This is a genomic window from Thioalkalivibrio sp. ALE19 (assembly GCF_000428605.1).
Taxonomy (GTDB): domain Bacteria; phylum Pseudomonadota; class Gammaproteobacteria; order Ectothiorhodospirales; family Ectothiorhodospiraceae; genus Thioalkalivibrio.
This window is the reverse complement of sequence record NZ_AUAG01000039.1, coordinates 1-18,734: the sequence shown is the minus strand read 5'-3', so window position 1 is coordinate 18,734 and position 18,734 is coordinate 1. Positions and strand designations below refer to the sequence as shown.

Annotated in this window: 14 protein-coding genes and 1 pseudogene; 6 read left to right on the top strand and 9 right to left on the bottom strand. The window is 68.9% G+C overall.

Annotated features, from left to right (window positions below; genetic code table 11):
• Positions 1-436: 436 nt before the first annotated feature.
• The 3 genes from thiI to F787_RS0113215 form a co-directional block, all read right to left on the bottom strand.
• Entirely contained in the window at positions 437-1,936 is a 1,500-nt protein-coding gene (thiI, locus tag F787_RS0113225) for a tRNA uracil 4-sulfurtransferase ThiI (protein ID WP_028492495.1), read from the bottom strand.
• Complete coding sequence (locus F787_RS0113220; protein ID WP_028492494.1) at positions 1,933-2,901, bottom strand: DUF523 and DUF1722 domain-containing protein; 969 nt, start codon at positions 2,899-2,901, stop codon at positions 1,933-1,935. Before F787_RS0113220 ends, thiI begins: the two co-directional genes overlap by 4 nt.
• Positions 2,902-3,059: 158 nt before the next feature.
• A complete protein-coding gene (locus F787_RS0113215; protein ID WP_028492493.1) occupies positions 3,060-4,265 on the bottom strand; it encodes a diguanylate cyclase domain-containing protein in 1,206 nt (401 codons plus the stop codon).
• 178 nt (positions 4,266-4,443) lie between these two features.
• Between F787_RS0113215 and F787_RS0113210 the strand changes: the two genes are divergently transcribed.
• Both F787_RS0113210 and F787_RS0113205 read left to right on the top strand, forming a co-directional pair.
• The gene (locus tag F787_RS0113210; RefSeq protein WP_028492492.1) at positions 4,444-5,382 is read left to right on the top strand and encodes a pentapeptide repeat-containing protein; all 939 of its coding nucleotides are present in this window, start codon (positions 4,444-4,446) and stop codon (positions 5,380-5,382) included.
• Between the two features lie 182 nt (positions 5,383-5,564).
• The gene (locus tag F787_RS0113205; protein ID WP_028492491.1) at positions 5,565-6,110 is read left to right on the top strand and encodes a hypothetical protein; all 546 of its coding nucleotides are present in this window, start codon (positions 5,565-5,567) and stop codon (positions 6,108-6,110) included.
• A 99-nt stretch (positions 6,111-6,209) separates the two neighbouring features.
• On the opposite strand, the gene katG is transcribed toward F787_RS0113205, so the two are convergent.
• From katG to F787_RS0113185, 4 genes are all read right to left on the bottom strand, one after another.
• A complete protein-coding gene (gene katG, locus F787_RS0113200) occupies positions 6,210-8,435 on the bottom strand; it encodes a catalase/peroxidase HPI (protein ID WP_028492490.1) in 2,226 nt (741 codons plus the stop codon).
• A gap of 161 nt (positions 8,436-8,596) precedes the next feature.
• Positions 8,597-9,439 carry a PH domain-containing protein gene (locus tag F787_RS0113195; RefSeq protein WP_028492489.1) on the bottom strand — a complete coding sequence of 281 codons (843 nt, stop codon included), beginning with the start codon at positions 9,437-9,439 and terminating at the stop codon, positions 8,597-8,599.
• A 57-nt stretch (positions 9,440-9,496) separates the two neighbouring features.
• Positions 9,497-10,387, bottom strand: a complete 891-nt coding sequence (locus F787_RS0113190) for a hypothetical protein (protein WP_231364993.1) — start codon at positions 10,385-10,387, stop codon at positions 9,497-9,499.
• A gap of 48 nt (positions 10,388-10,435) precedes the next feature.
• Entirely contained in the window at positions 10,436-11,305 is an 870-nt protein-coding gene (locus F787_RS0113185) for a hypothetical protein (protein WP_028492488.1), read from the bottom strand.
• Between the two features lie 180 nt (positions 11,306-11,485).
• Here F787_RS0113185 and F787_RS0113180 point away from each other — a divergent pair, with 180 nt between their 5' ends.
• The 4 genes from F787_RS0113180 (at position 11,486) to F787_RS0113165 (ending at position 17,635) form a co-directional block, all read left to right on the top strand.
• Entirely contained in the window at positions 11,486-12,208 is a 723-nt protein-coding gene (locus F787_RS0113180) for a TetR/AcrR family transcriptional regulator (RefSeq protein WP_028492487.1), read from the top strand.
• On the top strand, positions 12,205-13,317 hold the full coding sequence (locus F787_RS0113175; protein ID WP_028492486.1) for an efflux RND transporter periplasmic adaptor subunit: 1,113 nt from the start codon (positions 12,205-12,207) through the stop codon (positions 13,315-13,317). The genes F787_RS0113180 and F787_RS0113175 overlap by 4 nt, the downstream gene beginning before the upstream one ends.
• A 14-nt stretch (positions 13,318-13,331) precedes the next feature.
• On the top strand, positions 13,332-16,433 hold the full coding sequence (locus tag F787_RS0113170) for an efflux RND transporter permease subunit (protein WP_028492485.1): 3,102 nt from the start codon (positions 13,332-13,334) through the stop codon (positions 16,431-16,433).
• A gap of 110 nt (positions 16,434-16,543) precedes the next feature.
• Positions 16,544-17,635 (top strand): hypothetical protein, encoded by a 1,092-nt coding sequence (locus tag F787_RS0113165; protein ID WP_019589607.1) that lies wholly within the window; start codon positions 16,544-16,546, stop codon positions 17,633-17,635.
• Positions 17,636-17,657: 22 nt separating this feature from the next.
• On the opposite strand, the gene F787_RS0113160 is transcribed toward F787_RS0113165, so the two are convergent.
• The gene (locus F787_RS0113160) at positions 17,658-18,191 is read right to left on the bottom strand and encodes a macro domain-containing protein (RefSeq protein ID WP_019569796.1); all 534 of its coding nucleotides are present in this window, start codon (positions 18,189-18,191) and stop codon (positions 17,658-17,660) included.
• 353 nt (positions 18,192-18,544) lie between these two features.
• A pseudogene (locus F787_RS15790) lies at positions 18,545-18,734 on the bottom strand (hypothetical protein); the annotation flags it as partial.

Genomic DNA, 18,734 nt, shown 5'->3' with positions numbered 1-18,734 from the left:
TGCCGGTGTGTTGTCGCAGCGTTGCGCGGCTTCGCCGTTCATGCTGAGCCACAGTTCGGTTTTGCCCACATCGACCCCGATCCGCTGAGCCGTTACCGATGTTGCCATCGTTCACCTCCCGAGCTAGCGTAAAACCGTCTGTCGGGGCCTCACCGAACGCTGGCTTGCCATCGATCGTCGGTCCCGAGCCGATCGATTCCTTATCGGCGCTTCAGGTGAGGGGTGGGACGAAGTCTCCTACTGTCTGTGCCGCAGGCCAGATGCCGGCCTCGTCCCTCCACCCCGACAGACCCTTTCTAGGCCTGCCGGGGGTAAACATACAAGGCCGGCCCTCCGGCCGATTTCACGTCCGGGCAACCCCCTGCGCCGAATCGGCCAGAGGCTGGCCTCCTACGGCCAAACCCGGCCGCGTAGGAGGCCGGCCCTCCGGCCGATCCTACGTCCGGGTAATCCCTTGCGCCGAATCGGCCAGGGGGCTGGCCTCCTGCCTTTTCAGGCGGTTCAGCCCGCCGCGGAAGGCCCGCGCGCGGAACCCGGCCCGCTGCATGCGCTCGGCGATCACCGCCGAATTGCTGCCGCGCTGGCAGTAGAGCACGTATTCACGGTCGGCGGGCCAGTCGGCGAAGGCCTGCAGCAGGCTGTCAGCCGGATGGTTCTCCGCCCCGGGCCAGTGCCAGCAACGGTAGGCCTCCGGTGTCTGACAGTCGATCACCGTGGCCCCCTCGGGGATGCGGTCCACGAAGATCCCTTCGCCCTCGCCCGCGACCCCGTCCGGTCCGTCATCCGCCGCCAGCGGATCGCGCTCGCACACCGAGTCGATCGCCTGCTGCAGAATGGCCGGATCCAGCGCTTCTTCCGCCCGTTCGATGCGCGAGGTCCGGCTCTCGACCAGCGGCGGCTGCTCCGTCAGCGCGCAGAACTCCGGCACCCGCTCGCTCAGCTCGAAGGTGCCGATCGCCCGCGCACGGTCGGTGATCTCCTGCTTGTCGAAACCGATCAACGGCCGCAGCACCGGCAGCGTGGCCACCGCGTCGATGGTCTGCAGATTGGACAGGGTCTGCGAGGACACCTGACTCAGCGCCTCGCCGGTGACCAGGGCCTCGGCCCCGCTGCGCGCCGCCACCGCCTCGGCCGCACGGTACATCAGCCGTTTGAGCACGATCTGCCACATGTCGCCCGGAAGGCTGGCGCGCAGGTCCTCCACTACCGCCTCGAAATCGACCACGTACAGCCGCGGACGGGTGCCATGCGCCCAGTCGCCCGCCAGACGCCGCGCGATCGCCGCCACCATCGCCTCGTGCGTGGCCCCGCCGAGGTTGCAGAACACGAAATCCGCCGTGGTGCCACGACGCATCATGTACCAGGCGGCCACCGCCGAATCGAAGCCCCCGGACAGCAGCACCAGGGTGCGCCCCTGCACTCCCAGCGGCAGGCCGCCGGCCCCGCGCCGCCGCTCACTGAACAGCCAGGCCCGGTCCTCCTGCAGATCGATGCGCACGGTGACGTCGGGCGCATCCAGGTTCACCTGCCCGGGACCGTTGAGCACCGCACCGGCCTCGCGCTCGATGCGGGTGGCCGACACGCGCTTGGTGCCCTGGCGCTTGCAGCGCACCGCATAGGTCCGGCCGCGCACCACCTCGGTGAAATGCCGCCGCACGCCGTCGACAATGGCCTCCAGCTCCGGCTCGACCTCGGCCACCACCGGCGAAAAGGTGCTCAGGCCGAACACCCGCGGCAGGATCTCCAGCGCCCGCTCGCGCTCCGCCGTGCGCAGCAGCAGGCGCCCCTGTGCGGTGGCCAGACGGTGCGGCACGTCCTCCAGTGCCCGGCGCAGGTTGCGCTGCAGGATGCGGGTGAAATGGCGCCGCGTGCCGGGCGCCTTCAGGTGAATCTCCGGCGCCTGGCGGAGAATGATCAGATCGGATTCGGCAGTCATTCGTTCGCGGGGTCTTCACCCGTCAGCAGTTCATCCGGCGCCGGCCGCAGATAGCTCTGCCGGCGCACCCAGTCCAGTTGCAGCGCATCCGCGTGCTCCCGCAGCCGGCGTACCACCGACATGCGGTCCCGGCGGCCCGCACCGAAGTCCTCGATGGCAGTCTGCAGGGCCGCGCGTTCGTCCGCGGGCAGGTGCTCGCGGAAATGCCCCAGCAGATGCTGCAGCACGTTCACGTGCGCGCCGCGCGTGGTCCCGCGCGCCAGCGCCCGGGCAAACACCTCTGCATATTCGGCCGCCAGCTCCGCGCGCGGGCGCGTCCCGGCGGCCGCCACCAGGCGACCCAGGCGGTCGTAGTCCGGCCGGCCATGGGCCAGCAGCAGCATCTTCTCGCGCGCATGGAAGGCCGACAGGTCACCGGCGGTCCACTCGCCGGCCAGGCGCTCGCGCAGCCGCGCCAGCGCGAACAGCCGGATCACGAAGGCCTCGCGCGCCGCTGCATCGTGCAGCACGCTCTCGTCCACCAGCAGCCGTGACGGGTCGGCCGTTTCCAGCGCCGCGGCGAACAGCCCCGGACGCGGCTCGCGCTGACCGTTGACCGGCACCGCGCGCCCGCAACTGGGCGAACGTGCCTTCAGCAGATACCCGTCCGGCCCGTCCGCATCTTCCAGCTCCGGCAGCCGCCGGTCGATCCAGGCCTGCAGCACCGGCGCATGGTCCTGCCCGCTCTCGCGGCCGCGCAGACGCAGCCGTTCGCCGGGGCCGCGCTCCAGCTGCATCGGCTCGCGTGGCGTGCCCAGACCGGCCTCGGCCTCCGGACACAGGGCCACGAGCTCCACATGCGGGAGCAGCACCTGCGTCAGCCAGTCGTCGCGGCGGTGACCGCCATCGTAGCGCACCCGCTCGCCCAGCAAGCAGCGCGAGACCCCCAGACGGGGTCGTGGCGGGACAGTGTCGGGATCGTTCATCGTTGCGCGCCGTGGCCTTCCACCGGCCCCGGTTCTCGGTACTTCGGAGCGCACATGGTAGGCGCCCCGGAAGGTCAAAGGAAATGGAAACCTCCGGGAAAGTGCGTCCGCAAGGTCCGGCCGGGCTCTGGCGGCCCTCTTCGCACGGTGCCCCGTCGCTACAAGGACGGCGCCGGGGTACGCCCCGCCTTGCGGGCATACATCTCGCGATCGGCGCGCCCCAGCAGCGTATCCGGATCACCGTCCCCCGGCCCGTCGGCCCAGCCCAGGGTCATCGCGGGCGTCACCTCGCCTGCGGCCAGCTGCGCCGGCCGGCTCACCGCGGCCTTCAGCCGCTCGCCGGCCGTCTCCGACGCCCCCTCGCCCGCCAGCAGCACGGCGAATTCGTCGCCGCCCACCCGCGCCACGCACGCGGCCTCCGGCACCGCCTCCTGCAGCCGCCGGGCCACCACGCCCAGCAGCTCGTCCCCCGCGGCATGCCCCAGGCGGTCATTCACCGGCTTGAACTGGTCCAGATCGATGAAGGCCACCGAGAACGTTTCGCCGGTCTCACCCGCGCGCTCGATCGCCTCCTCCAGCTGTCGATAGAAGGCACGCCGGTTGGGCAGGCCGGTCAGGGCATCGTGCGTGGCCTCGTGCTCCAGCCGACGGCCGGCCTCCTCCAGCCGGGAGGCCTGTTCCCGCAGATCATGATGCATCGCCACCAGCGTCCGGCGCGTCACCAGCGTCAGGGCCAGGGCGAACAGCACGCCGCCTCCCCCGAACACCAGCATGAACCGCTGCGTATTGGCCCCGACCTCGCGCGCGCGTTCGGCCGCGGCCTCCATCTGCGCCCGCTCGTGGGCCCGCAGCTCCTCGATCGAGATGTCGAACTCCCGGTCCAGCTCGAACAGACGGTCGCTCAGGATCGCCATCGCCGGCTCGATCTCGTCGCGCGCCGCGAGATCCACCACCTCGTCCTGCAGCTCCACGATCTCCGGGATCAGGGCATCCTGCTCCTCCAGCCGCTCGCGGGCCACCGCCTCGGTCACGCGCTCGTCCAGGGCCTCGCGGACCTCGCCGACGCGGTGACCCCAGTGGTGGTACTCCATCAGCAGGTCGTCACGCTCGAACGGATCATCCGTCAGCACCTGATTCACCATGGTCTGGTGCCGGTTGTAGGCCGCCTCGAGCAGATCGGACGCCAGCTGGATCCGCTGGGCCCGTTCCTCGGTCATGTGGTGGAGCTCGTCCAGCAGCCGCTGGTTCTGCCAGACGCTGTTGGCCACCACCACCAGCATCCCCGCCAGCAGGATCACGAAGGCCAGGGTGATCGCGTTCACCAGCCGCCCGCTGATCCGCTGCACCCGTTGCGAAAACTGCATGCATCCCCCACGAACGACGCGCGAAATGCACTATGCGAACGCCATCACACCCCCGGCAACACAACCGCGCAAACCGGGCGGTCTTGCGGGCCCCGGCCTTGCCACCACGACATTGCCCCGGTGTCGCCACCCGGCCGGGCGGCCACTACACTGCAGACAGACGAGCACGGAGGCAGCCATGAGCGATGAGCCGGGCGAGACGCCGGAACGGGACAGCGAGGGATACGAGCTGTGGTACACCCGGCGTGACGGCGAGGTGCACGGGCCGTTTCCGGCGCATCTGATCCGGCGCTACCTGATCCTCGGGCGGCTCACTCCGGACGACGAAGTCGGGCCGACGCCGCACCTGTGGTACCCGCTGCGCGAGGTGCCCGGGCTGATCCCGGAGGAACTGCTGCATGCCGACACCCCGGAGGGGGTGGAACGCCTGCAGCAGGCCCGACTGCGTGAAGACGAGCGCCTGCGCGAACGCCGCGCCCCGGACGAGGACACCCCGCCGGAACTCCTCGAACGTCGTCAGGGCGAGCGGCGCCGGCCCGAATCGCCCGAGACCGTGACCCATCGTCAGCAGTGGGCGGAACTGCTGACCCTCCCGGCACGGCACGTCCCCGCGATCCTCCGCGGGCCTCGCCGCTGGGCCACGCTGGGGGCGACGCTGGCCGTGGCGATCCTGCTGCTGTGGCTGCTGCGCGAGCCGCCACCGGAGACCCCCGCCCGCGACTGCTCGGCCCCGCCCGCTCCGGAGGTCAACTGGAACCGCTGCGAGATGCCGGTGGCCGACCTGCGCGAGGCGGATCTGACGCGGGCCAGCCTGCGCGAGGCCCGACTGCCCGGTGCCCGCCTGCAGGGGGCCCGACTGGACGGGGCTGTAATGGAATTCGCCGACCTGACCCACGCAAGCCTCGCCGACGCACGCCTGACGGACGCTCGGCTGCGGGGGGCCACCCTGCGCGGCGCGGAGCTGGCCGGTGCGGACTTCTCGAGCGCCGACCTGCGCCACGTGGACTTTCGCGAAGCCAACCCGCAGGACGCCGAACTGAACGGGGCCCGCCTGGGCCGTGCGCTGTGGCCGGACGGCTCGCGCTGTCCGCCCGAAGCCGTCGGCACCTGCGAGTGATGCGCGCCGGGCAGCCCCGCGTCAGGCAGCCCGATCGAGGGCGTTGCGGATGTCTGGGTGCCCTTGATCCAGTAGAGCAGCGCCACGCAGCCGGCGAAGATCGATGTCCCCTGCGTTTGAGGGGCGACGGCGGGAGGGGCGCAGTTTAGGCTGTTCGCAATATCCCTTCCACTGGAGGCAGCATGCAGCCGACGAAACCGAATACCCGCACCCGAGCGACCCTTCTGACGGGTCTGGCGGCCGGTGCCGCCCTCGCGCTGGCCGGCGGACAGGCCCTCGCCGGCGAGGTGGTGATGAGCGGCACGATCGATGGCGACGAACGGACCTGGGAGCGTTTCGACACGGATGACGGAGGACCGGCCTTCTTCACCGACCTGCCGGCGGGGGCCCGCCTGTTCAACCTGCACGGGCTGCGCGACGGCAGCACGCCCAACCCCCTGGGTTCACTGATCGTCAGCGTAACGACCTTCAACGACAACGTGGGCAGGGTGGAGGTCAGCTATTATCACGAACAGGCCGGCGGCCCCGATTTCGTGGGCAACGACCAGCTCGAGAATGTGGAGTACGAGTTCGACCGCCTGGAGGTCGACGGGGACACCGCCCGCATCAGCGGCCGGGTTTCGGGCGAGTTGCACCACCGGGAGAATCCGCTGAGCGAGGAGACGGATCCGTCGCGCACGCGCTCGGTGGAGGTGGAGTTCGACACCACCCTGCCCGAACAGGAGTAGGGCCGGGAAAAAGGAACCGGCGCCCGCCCCCTTTTCGCCTGCAAGCAGGCTCCCACAGTCGAACAAAGCGGGGCGGGCTCCCGTTTTACGGCACTCGGCTTACATCAGATCGAAGCGATCGGCGTTCATCACCTTGTTCCAGGCATCGACGAAGTCCCAGACGAACTTCTCCGCCGCGTCGTCCTGAGCATAGGCCTCGGCCAGGGCCCGCAGCTGCGAGTTGGAGCCGAACACCAGGTCCACGCGGGTCCCGGTCCACTTCACCTCGCCGGTGGCGCGGTCACGTCCCTCGAAGCGGTCGGACTCCTCGCCCACGGGCTGCCACTCGATGCCCATGTCGACCAGGTTCACGAAGAAGTCGTTGGTCAGCTGCCCGGGACGATCGGTCAGCACGCCATCCTTCGAGCCCCCGTGGTTGGCATCCAGGGCGCGCATGCCGCCCACCAGCACCGTCATCTCGGGGGCCGTCAGGCCCAGCAGCTGGGCACGGTCCAGCAACATCTCCTCTTCGGCCACGGTGAAGCGCGCCCGGCGGTAATTGCGAAAGCCGTCGGCTTCAGGCTTCATCGGCTCGAAGGACTCGGCGTCGGTCTGCTCCTCGGTCGCATCCGTGCGTCCGGGGATGAACGGCACGTACACCGGGTGCCCGGCATCCGCCGCGGCCTTCTCGATGGCGGCCGCCCCGCCCAGCACGATCATGTCGGCCAGGGAGATGCGCTTGTCGCCATACTGCTCGTCGTTGAAGGCCTTGCGCACGCCCTCCAGCCGGTCCAGCACCTTCGCCAGCTGCTGCGGCTCGAACGCCTCCCAGTCCTTCTGCGGCGCCAGGCGGATACGCGCCCCGTTGGCCCCGCCACGCTTGTCCGACTGACGGAAGGTGCACGCCGAACACCAGGCGGTGGCCACCAGCTCCTGCACCGTCAGTCCGGTCGCGAGGATCCCGGCCTTCAGCCGGTCGGCATCCTGCGCATCGATCAGCACGTGATCCACCGGTGGGACCGGATCCTGCCAGATCAGGTCCTCGTCCGGGACTTCCGGCCCGAGGTAGCGATCCTTCGGCCCCATGTCACGGTGCGTCAGCTTGAACCAGGCGCGCGCGAAGGCGTCGGCGAACTCCTCCGGGTTCTCCTTGAAGTGCAGGGCGATCTTGCGGTACTCGGGATCCTCGCGCATCGCCATGTCGGCGGTGGTCATCATGATGCCCACCTTCTGCGACGGGTCCTCAGCGTCCGGGGCGTGGTCCTCGTCGGCGAGGTTCTTCGGCACCCACTGCCAGGCCCCGGCCGGGCTCTTCGACAGCTCCCAGTCGTACTTGAACAGCACCTCCAGGTAGCTCATGTCCCACTGCCGCGGGGTCGGGGTCCAGGATCCCTCCAGCCCGCTGGTGATGGTGTCGCGGCCCTTGCCGGAACCATAGCTGCTCTTCCAGCCCAGACCCATCTCCTCCAGCGGCGCGGCCTCCGGCTCCGGTCCCACGTGGGCGGCATCCCCCGCGCCATGCACCTTGCCAAAGGTGTGCCCGCCGGCGGTCAGCGCCACCGTCTCGTAGTCGTTCATCGCCATGCGCTCGAAGGTCTCGCGGATGTCGTGCGCCGACTTGAGCGGATCGGGGTTGCCGTCCGGACCCTCGGGGTTCACGTAGATCAGGCCCATCTGTACTGCGGCGAGCGGGTTCTCGAGTTCACGTTCGCCGGAATAGCGGCTCTTCGCGTGATCGCTGGTCGCCAGCCACTCGTCCTCGGCACCCCAGTAGATGTCCTCTTCCGGCGCCCAGATGTCCTCGCGCCCGCCGCCGAAGCCGAAGGTCTCGAAGCCCATGGACTCCAGCGCCACGTTGCCGGCCAGGATGTACAGGTCGGCCCAGGAGATCTTGTTGCCGTATTTCTGCTTGATCGGCCACAGCAGACGCCGCGCCTTGTCGAGGTTGGCGTTGTCCGGCCAGCTGTTGATGGGGGCGAACCGCTGGTTGCCCGTGGACGCCCCGCCCCGGCCGTCGGCGGTGCGATAGGTCCCGGCGGCGTGCCAGGCCATGCGGATCAGCAACGGGCCGTAATGGCCGTAGTCGGCCGGCCACCAGTCCTGCGAGTCGGTCATCAGATCGGCCAGATCCTGTTTGACCGCCTTCAGGTCCAGCTGGCTGAACGCCTCGGCGTAGTCGAATTCCGGCCCCAGCGGGTCGGACTCGATCCCGTGCTGGTGCAGGATGCCCAGATTCAGCTGGTTGGGCCACCAGTCACGCGGACCACCGCCGCCGGCATCGTTGCGGGTACGGCTTCCGTGCATCACCGGGCACTTGCCTTCGGCGTTCGCTTTGTCTCCTGCCATCTCTCTCTCCTCGTTCGGTTGCATTCAGCAGGGAGGGCGCAAACCGGACTCCGGGTCACGGCATCGCCTTCCTCTGTCATGAGGTATAGCAGGATTGAGAATAGATGCCATTATCGTTTGCACATTGTTGTATTAGGCATCAACTATTTCGCCGCTTTGCTTCACAACCGGGCCCGGGCCCGCTGCACCAGACCGGCCGGGTCGCGCAGGCCGGGCACCACCTTTGCATGCCCGTCGGCATCCACCACCGTGACCTTGCCGAAGCCCAGGCGCCGACCCAGCCAGTGCTGCTTCACGCCGATGTCGCCGACTCTCTTGAGATCGAAACGCACCGCGCGCTGCCACAGGAGCCCGCTCGCCACGTGGAGGTAACGATCGGTCAGCACCGCCTCGGAGTTGACGAAACTGGCCAGCCCCCGAATCGCCAGCCCCGGCAGGACCACCAGGTAGAGCACCGCGGCCGCGCCCAGACCCCACACCCCGAGCGGGCCGATGGCCAGCAGCGCCGTGAGCCCCAGCACCCCCAGCGCCGGCAGGAACACCGCCCAGTGGGCGTTGGTCTCCAGCTCCACATGCGCCCCGGGCTCCAGATCTTCGCGCAGTTCGATGGAACGCCGCCCCAGGATCACCAGCAGGCTGATCAGCACCGCCGGCGGCAGCAGCAGGATACCCGCCACCAGCAGCATGTTGCCGACGCGCGCCCCGGACCAGGCCACACCCGCCACCAGGGTGATGACCGCGGAGAGCATCAGCGCCACCGCCAGCATCCACAGGGCGCGGCGCACGCGCTCGCCACGACAGACCTCGCGGGCCGAACGCCCGCCCGGCCACCAGCGGATCAGCGCCGCCGCCAGTGTCAGCGGCAGCAGCACCACGAACGCCGCCACGAACCCGAGTGAACTCCCGCCACGCACCAGCATGGCCCCCAGCAGCGAGATCACCGTTGCCACCGCCAGGATCAGCGGCATCTGCCGCCCCAGTCGTGCCCAGAAACCCTGCGCCATCACGCCCTCTTGCGGTTATCCGTATCCGGAAAAGGCGCCAGTCTATCAGCGAACGGCTTATTCCTCGGCGGCCGGCGGCTCGGCCGCGCCCGAGAACCCCGGTCCGCGCACGTCCTCGATCTCCCAGCCGCGATCCATGTCGCGTCCGGTCACCCACCAGTCATGCACGTGCAGGCGCAGCGGGCCGCGCACCCGTTCCTCGAAGCGCGACGGCAGGACATACGGCCCGACCTCCTCGTACTCCAGGAACGTAGTGTCCACGTGCGCGCCCTGCGTGCGTTCAAAGCCCTCCAGCGTTATGTGCACGCGGTACAGCCGGTCGGTCTCCGGATGGATCCACATCACCACCTCGTCGCGTTCGGCAAAGCCGAAGCCCGGTTCGATGGTCGCCAGCACGCGGTGATAATCCACCCCGTCCTCGCGCCGGTCCGGCAGGCGCTGCAGATCGGTGGCGCGGTGCTTCACGAAACTGGGGCCGAAATGGAACAGCTCGCCGGCGTCGATGGTCATCGCGGTGGCGGCGACCCGGTCCGGGTCCGTCTCGAACTCGCCGTTGTAGTACACGCTGATCGTGCCCTCGTGGCGGAACACGTGCTTTACGCCCTCGGGCCCGGTGTACTCGCGGACATAGAGCGAATCCGCCGGCCGGTAGCGTTCTTCCGAGCGACCGCGGAATCCGGTGTCCGCCACCAGCGGCTGGATGCGCTGGATCATGCGTCCCCATTCGCCGTCGGTGGCCATGTTGAAGTCGCGCGGATCCTCGCGCAGGTCGCCCCCGTGCGCCTCCAGCGTTCGCTCGAACAGGGTCTCGGCCGACAGCCCGTCGGCGAACTCCCGATCCGGCGCCGGCTCCGGAAAGGCGCGCCCGCAGCCCGCCAGCAACACGATCAATCCCGCCACGCCCGCAAGCCGCCAGCCCGCGGCCACTGTCCATCCCGTCCGTACCATGGCCATCCTCCCCTGCGTGCGACCCGGGCCCTGCGGCCCGGCATCCGTCTACTCGGGATCCGGGGGCACGCCGGAAAGTTCCACGTGCTCGCACCCCACGAGCTCCCACAGCTCCGGCATCAGCCGTTCCATGCGCTGCTGGATCGCATCGGACACCAGCAGCATGTGGTCGATCCCCTCAGTCCGGCCGAAGATCGAATGGGTCAGCTCCTCGCGGGTACGCACGCGGTTGCGGATATCGTCCAGCAGCCGCTGAAACTCCGATGGCGTGGGCTGCACACCCAGCGCCCGGAACAGCTCCCCGAGCCCGTTCATCAGCCCTTCGGCCTCCGGCCCCAGGCCGAAATCCTCCGGACGGTAATCCGCCTCGCCCACCGAGGCGCGCGGCACCCACACGGTAAAGCCGACCTTCTTCAGTGAATGATAGATCGGCTCCTCCGAGATCAGCAGCAGCATCAGCCGCTCCCGACTGGCCACGAACGACGCTCCGCCCATGGACCACTCGCCATCCACCACGAAGCGGTACAGCCGCAGGTGCTCGCGGAAGTCCGCCGCCTGCAGCTGATCCAGGATCAGGATGGTGCGTTCGCCCTCGGAGTACGCACAGGCACTGGAGACCTCGCGGTCGAAGGCCGGGATCGGCGGTTCCTCGACTCCGTCCTCCTCCGGATTGGACGGCGGCTGCGCCGTCGGTGCCGGATCATGCGCCTGGGTGAAATCGTGATACAGCACGTGCGGGACTTCCAGTGCCGCGGCCAGGGCGTTGGCGAAAGCGGTCTTGCGCCGCCCCGAGTCCCCTTCCACGTTCAGTGTGGGGATCGCTCCGCCCGCCTGGGCCAGCACACAGTCCACATGATGGGCATAGTCGATATTCGACTCGAAGCCGTTGTCGGCCATCCGTTCGCGCAGCGTCTTCATGGGCCTTCCTCGTGGCCTGCCTTCCCCTCAAGGATACTTTCCCGCTGGCCGGCAGGGATATGGAACCGGTCCCCCGGCAGACGTCGAGCAGCCGCAGCGTGTTCCAGTCGACAGAACGAACCCGACACAATCCATGAACCTGGTTCACAAACCGTTCCGGGTTCGCTAGCCTGCCGCCTCATGGGAACCGAAGACCGCAAGCAACGCGAGCGCCAGGCACGCGAACAGCTGTTCATCGACAAGGCCCACGAGCTGATCCGCACGGACGGCCTGCTGGCCCTGCAGATGTCGAAGCTGGCGGCCGCCTGCGAATACGCCACCGGCACGCTGTACCAGCACTTCGCCTCCAAGGAGGATCTGCTGGCCGCGGTGGCGACACGCACCACCATCCAGCACGCCGAACGCTTCCGCCGGCTACCGGAGCTGCCCCTGGGCACGCGCTCGCAGATGCTGGCGATCGTACTGACGGATCTCGATTTCGCCGCCGCCAACCCGGACCACTACCGCCTGATGCAGTACCTGCTCACCGAAGCGGTCTGGGCGCAGATCTCGCAGGAACGCCGGGAGGCCCTGCTCACGGCCGCCCAGCCCATCAGCGATGCCGTGAGTGGCGTGGTGGAAAGGGCCCGGGAAAAGGGGGACCTTCCCGTGGCACGGGAAATCTCCGCCGAAGAGATGGGGCTCGGCCCCTGGGCCCTGAACCTGGGCATGCAGAACCTCGCGAACGCGCGCGGCCTGCTGGAGGCGTATGACATCGGCCAGCCGCTGGATCACCTGATCCGGCACTTCCACGCCCTGATGACCGGCTGGCGCTGGGAGCCGCGCGTGGACCCCGACGAACCCTCGGTGGTGCGCGCGGAGACCGAGCGCGTGCGCGCCGTGCTGCAGGAGACCTTCCAGTGAGTCGCCGTTTCTTCTACATGCTGTTCGGCGTGGCCGTGGTACTGGGCGGGATCTTCGGGTTCAAGGCCTTCATGGACCAGCAGATCGCCGAATATTTCGAAGAGATGCCCGAACCCGAGGCCACCATCAACGCCGCCACCGCCGAGACCGACGCGTGGACGCCCGAGACCCGCGCCATCGGCAGCCTGGAGGCGGTGCGCGGCGCGACCCTGAGCTTCCAGAGCCAGGGCCTGGTGGATCGCATCCTGTTCTCCAGTGGCACCGAAGTGGTCGAAGGCGAGACCCTGGTGGAGCTGGACACCGCCCTCGACCGCGCCGAGCTGGAGAGCCTGCAGGCCGCGGCCATGCTGGCCGAAAGCGAGCTGCAGCGCGCCCGCGGGCTGGCCGAGCGCGACAGCATCTCCGACTCCGAACTGCAGCGCCGGCAGACCGAAGCGGAACAGGCCCGCGCCGCCGTGCGCTCGCAGGAAGAGCGCATCCGGCAGAAGCGCCTGCGCGCGCCGTTCGACGGCCAGCTGGGCATCCGCCAGATCGACGAGGGCCAGTTCGTCGGCCCCGGCGATCCGGTGGTCGAACTGCAGACCCTGGACCCCATCCACCTGGATTTCTCCCTGCCCGAGCGGCGCCTGAGCCAGATCGAGCTGGGCCAGGAGGTGCGCGTGCGGGTGGATGCGCACGACTCCACCTTCAGCGGCGAGATCACCGCCATCGAACCCCGGGTGCGCGCGGCCTCGCGCATGTTCCGGGTGCAGGCCACCCTCGATAACGAGGACCACCGCCTGCGCCCGGGCCAGTTCGCCCGCGTGACGCTGGAACGCGGCGAGGCCGAGGAAGGACTGGTGGTGCCGCAGACCGCTATCCGCCACGCCCCGTGGGGCCAGTCGGCGTTCGTGGTGTTCGAGGACGATGACGGGCAGAAGCGGGTGGAACAGCGTCTGGTCGAGACCGGCGAACGGCGCGGCGACCTGATCCGCATCCGCGACGGGCTCGAGGAAGGCGACACCGTGGCGGCCAGCGGCCTGCTCAAGCTGCAGAACGACACCCCGGTGAACATCACCGAAGACGCCCGGCCGGATGCCGAGCGTGACCCGCGCCCGGACACTCGCTGACCCGGGCCGCGACCATGCGTTTCACCGACGTCTTCATTCAGAAACCGGTGCTGGCCACGGTGGTCAGCCTGTTCATCCTGCTGTTCGGCATCCGCGCGGTGGTGGACCTGAACGTCCGCCAGTTCCCCGAGGTGCAGAACGCGGTGGTGACCGTCAGCACGTCGTACATCGGCGCGGAAGCCGATCTGGTCGAGGGCTTCATCACCACCCCGATGGAGCGCGAGGTCGCCGAGGCCGAGGGCATCGACTACATCGTCTCCTCCAGCATGGCGGGTACCAGCACGGTGCAGGCGCACCTGGAACTGGACTACGACCCCAACGAGGCGCTGACCCAGATCTCCGCACAGGTCGACAAGATCCGCTCCGAACTCCCGGCCGAGGCCGAGGACCCGGTGGTGGACCTGTCGGTGGGCGACGACGTCGCGGCGATGTACCTGTCGTTCTATTCCGAACAGCTCGACAACAACCAGATCACCGACTACCTCGTGCGCGAGGTGCAGCCGGAGCTGTCCACCGTCAACGGCGTGCAGCGCGCCGAGATCCTCGGCGGCGAGCCCTTTGCCATGCGGGCCTGGCTGGACGCCGACCGCATGGCCTCCTACGGGGTCAGCGGGCGCGACGTGCGCCAGGCGCTGGAGGGCAACAACGTGCTCTCCGCGGTCGGCCAGACCCGGGGTTCGATGGTCAGCCTCGACCTCACCGCCGACACCGACCTGCAGAGCGTCGAGGAATTCGAGCAGCTGGTGCTGTTCGAGGCCGATGGCGACCTGGTGCGCCTGGCCGACGTGGCCGAGGTGGAACTGGGCTCGGAGAGCTACGACTCCTCGGTGCGCTTCAACGGTCAGGCGGCCACCTTCATGGGGATCGAGCTGGCCCCGGACGCCAACGCCCTGGACGTGATCGCCGAGCTGCGCGAGGTCTTCGACGAACGCGTGGAGCCACGGCTGCCGTCGGGGCTGAACGGCGAGATCGTCTACGACTCCACCGACTACATCGAGAGCGCGATCAACGAGGTGCTGATCACCATCGCCCTCGCGCTGCTGATCGTGCTGGCGGTGATCTACCTGTTCCTGGGCTCGCTGCGCAGCGTGATCATCCCCGCGGTGGCCGTGCCGCTGTCGCTGGTCGGCACCTTCATGCTGATGCTGCTGATGGGCTTCTCGCTCAACCTCCTGACGTTGCTGGCGATGGTCCTGGCGATCGGCATCGTGGTGGACGACGCGATCATCATGCTGGAGAACATCTCGCGGCATATCGAGGAGGGGATGTCGCGCATGGAGGCCGCGCTGCAGGGCGCGCGCGAGCTGGCCTGGCCGATCGTGGCGATGTCCACCACGCTGGTCGCGGTGTTCCTGCCGCTGGGCTTCATCGGCGGGCTGACCGGCACGCTGTTCATCGAGTTCGCCTTCACCCTGGCGGCCACCGTGGTGATCTCGGGGATCGTCGCCATCACCCTGTCGCCGATGATGTGTTCGAAGATCCTGCGCCACGGCGACGGCCAGCAGCGCGGACGCATCGAGACCTGGCTGGACGACCGCTTCGACGGTCTGCGCCGGCGCTACCGGCGGCGCCTGCACGGGGCCCTCAACGACCGCTTCACCATCGCGATGTTCGGCGCGATCGTGCTGGTCTCGTGCTATTTCCTGTTCGTCACCTCGCAGTCGGAACTGGAACCGCCCGAGGACCAGGGCTTCGCCTTCTCCATCATGGAGGGCGACCCGCATATGGGCATCGACCACCTCGAACGCAACACGGCCCTGACCGACGGCCTGTTCGACGAGATCCCGGAGATGGACAACATCTTCATCGTCAACGGCTTCGGCGGCGGTCCGGGCATGGCCGGCGCGACCAACCAGGCGCTGGGCGGCTTCGTGATGAGCCCGTGGGAACAGCGCGAGCGCGACACCGACACGATCCTGGAAGAAGACCTGCAACCGGCGCTGGAGCGCATCCCGGGGCTGGAGGTGTTCGCGGTCCAACCACCGCAGCTGCCGACCCCGGGCGACGGTGCGCCGGTCAGCGTGGTGTTCAACTCCACGGCCTCGTTCGAGGAGCTGGAAACGTTCAGTGACGAGATCACCGAGCGCGCGATGGCCACCGGGCGCTTCATCTTCCTGGATACCGATCTCGACTTCGACAAGCCGCGGGTGGACCTGAAGATCGACCGCGAGCGCGCGGCCCAGCTCGGCATCGACATGACCACGCTGAACGCCGACCTCGCCACGTTCCTCTCCGGAGGCTACACCGGGCGCTTCGCGATGGAGAACCGCAGCTACCGGGTGATCCCCCAGGTGCAGCGCTCCGACCGCCTGACCCCGGAGCAGCTGGAGGAGCTGTTCACCCGCACCGCCGACGGCACGCCGGTGCCGCTGTCCAGCATCGTGACCCTCGAGGAGAGCGTCACCCCGCGCCAGCTGAACCGCTTCCAGCAGCTCAACGCCGTGACCCTGCAGGGCGTGCCGGCCCCGGGCGTGACCCTGGGCGAGGCGCTGGAGCTGATCGACGAGATCGCCGCCGAAGTACTGCCGCCGGACGTAAACGTGGACTACGCAGGTGAATCCCGCCAGCTGAAGGCCGAGGGCGGCGACCTGGTGGTGACGTTCTTCTTCGCCCTGCTCGTGATCTTCCTGGTGCTGGCCGCGCAGTTCGAGTCGTTCCGCGACCCGCTGATCATCCTGACCACCGTGCCGATGTCCATCGCCGGCGCGCTGATCTTCATCAGCCTGGGCGTGACCTCGCTGAACATCTACACCCAGGTGGGCCTGCTGACGCTGATCGGCCTGATCGCCAAGCACGGCATCCTGATCGTGGAGTTCGCCAACCAGCTGCAGCGCCAGGGGCACCCGCTGCGCGACGCGATCGAGGAGGCCGCCAGCCTGCGCCTGCGTCCGATCCTGATGACCACCACCGCGACCGTGGTGGCCATGGTGCCGCTGCTGATGTCCACCGGCGCCGGCGCCGGCTCGCGCTTCGCCATGGGTCTGGTGATCGCCGCCGGCATGGCCATCGGCACGCTGTTCACCCTGTTCGTGGTCCCGGCGATCTACACCTACCTCGCGCGGGACCACTACGCCGACCGCCTCGCCGCCGGGGAGACGGACCACTCGCCCGCCTGACCGACACGCCTGACCTGGCATGGCGGCAACCATTTGCCGCCATGCGGCTAAAGTTTGCCGCCCGCCAGCCGTTACCTCCGGGAAGTTGTGTACCCGGAGGGCCACCGCCCATGCGCATCGCAGAACATTCCCTGGAACTTTCAAGCCAGCGCGTCGCCTTCGAGGCCACGCACCGCTCGGCACGTGTCACCGCCACCCGCGCCGCCGCCGCGAACCTGCCAGCACCGCCGGCAGCCCCCGCAGCAATCGCGGCAACCGGCGAATCCCCCCGGGCCCTGCCATCGTTGTCAGCCCCGGCCGCCACCCCGCACACCGAAGCCCGCTCCACGGTCGGCGCGGCACCCGCGGATGCCGAACTCACCCCGCTAGACAACATGCGCATGGAGCTGCTGCGCCTGATCGTGGAACGCCTGACCGGCCGGGAGATCGAGGTCCTGGACCCGTCCGAGCTGCGCCCGGACCCGGCCGAGGATGCCGAGGCGGTCGAATTCTCGCCGCCCGCCGCTCACGCACGGGGACCGGCCCCGGTGGCCCGTGCCGGCATCGCCTGGTCGGTGGAGGAAACCCGTATCGAAGTCGAGCACACGTCCTTCGAGGCCCGGGGCATGGTGCGCACCGCCGACGGTCAGGCGATCGACATCGACCTCTCCGTCAGCATGAGCCGCGAGTTCATGCAGCACACCCGCGTCAGCGCCGGCATGGACGCCGAGCTGCACGATCCGCTGGTCATCAACTTCGATGCACCGGCGGCTGCCCTCACCGACACCCGTTTCGAGTTCGATCTGGATGCCGACGGTCACGAACAGCAGGTGGCCTTTCTGCAGCCCGGCAGCGGGTTCCTGGCCATCGACCGCTCCGGCAGCGGCAAGGTGGACGACGGCTCGGAGTTGTTCGGCCCGCTCACCGGCGACGGCTTTGCCGAGCTGCGCCGCCACGACCACGACGGCAACGGCTGGATCGACGCGGACGACCCGGTCTACGACCGCCTGCGCGTGTGGACGCGCGACGAACAGGGGCGCGACCAGCTACTCGCCCTGGGAGAGGTCGGGGTCGGCGCCATCTACCTGGGCCACGTCAGCACCCCGTTCGACCTGCGGCACAGCGGAGACAACACCCTGCTCGGCCAGGTCGAGTCCACCGGACTGTGGATCAACGAAGACGGGGAAACCGGCAGCGTCCAGCAGATCGACCTGACCGCCTGAGCGGGGAACCGCGGAGCCCGTATTACTCCGTCAGTTCCTTGAGGATGCGTGCGTGGATGTCGCGGTCCTCGTCCTTGCTCAGCACGAAGCGGATGTAGCGCACCGATTCCAGATGCGGGGTCCGGTGCACCACCGTCTCCAGGGCCACCCGCGCCGCGTCCTCGATGGGGTAGCCGAACGCCCCGGTGGACAGCGCCGGGAACGCGATGCTGAAGATCCCCGCCTCCTCGGCGCGCGCCAGGGCCTCGCGATAGCACGAGGCCAGCAGGCGACTGGCCGGTTCGTCACGCCCGTACACCGGCCCGAGGCAATGGATCACGTAACGGTTGCGCAGCCGGTGCCCGTCCGTCAGCACGGCCTGACCCGGTTCGATGGGGGCCAGCGCCTGGCATTCACGCTCCAGCTCCGGCCCCGCCGCATGGTGGATGGCCCCGGCCACGCCCCCGCCCGGGCGCAGCCAGGCATTGGCCGCGTTGACGATGGCGTCCATGTCGTGCTGCTCGACGATGTTGCCGGTCACGCACTCGATCTTCACTCCCCGGACCACAACCTGCATGGTGGTTCCCCCGTCTTTCCCTGATCATTTCCGTCTCAAGCATAGGCCAGGCGACCGGCGCCGTACACGCCGTCCCCTCCCCCGGTAGGAGGCCAGCCCCCTGGCCGACCCGGCCCAGGAGATTCCCCGAACGCACAATCGGCCGGAGGGCCGGCCTCCTACCGGGGGCAGGGCCCCATCCGTCGCAGGAGGCCAACCCCCTGGCCGATCCGACGCCCCGTAGACCCCATGGATCGCATCGCAATCCATGAAGTCTTCGGGATCGGCCAAGATCTGCGCCAAAAAACACCCTTTGGCACAGATAGTTGCGATGCGATCCATATCAGGAGGCCAGCCCCCTGGCCGATCCGGCGTCACGTCCGGAGCAGCAATTCCACCGGCCGCCGGGGCGTCGCCCGCGGGGTCCCGTCCGGGCTCCCCAGCGCGAACAGCAGCTGCGGATGCCCGCGGTCCAGCTGCTCTGCCAGCTCCGCACGTCGCTCCGGCAGCTGCAGCGGCTGATTCAGATAGCGCGCGCAGAACCCGTGACGCGCGGCCTCCAGC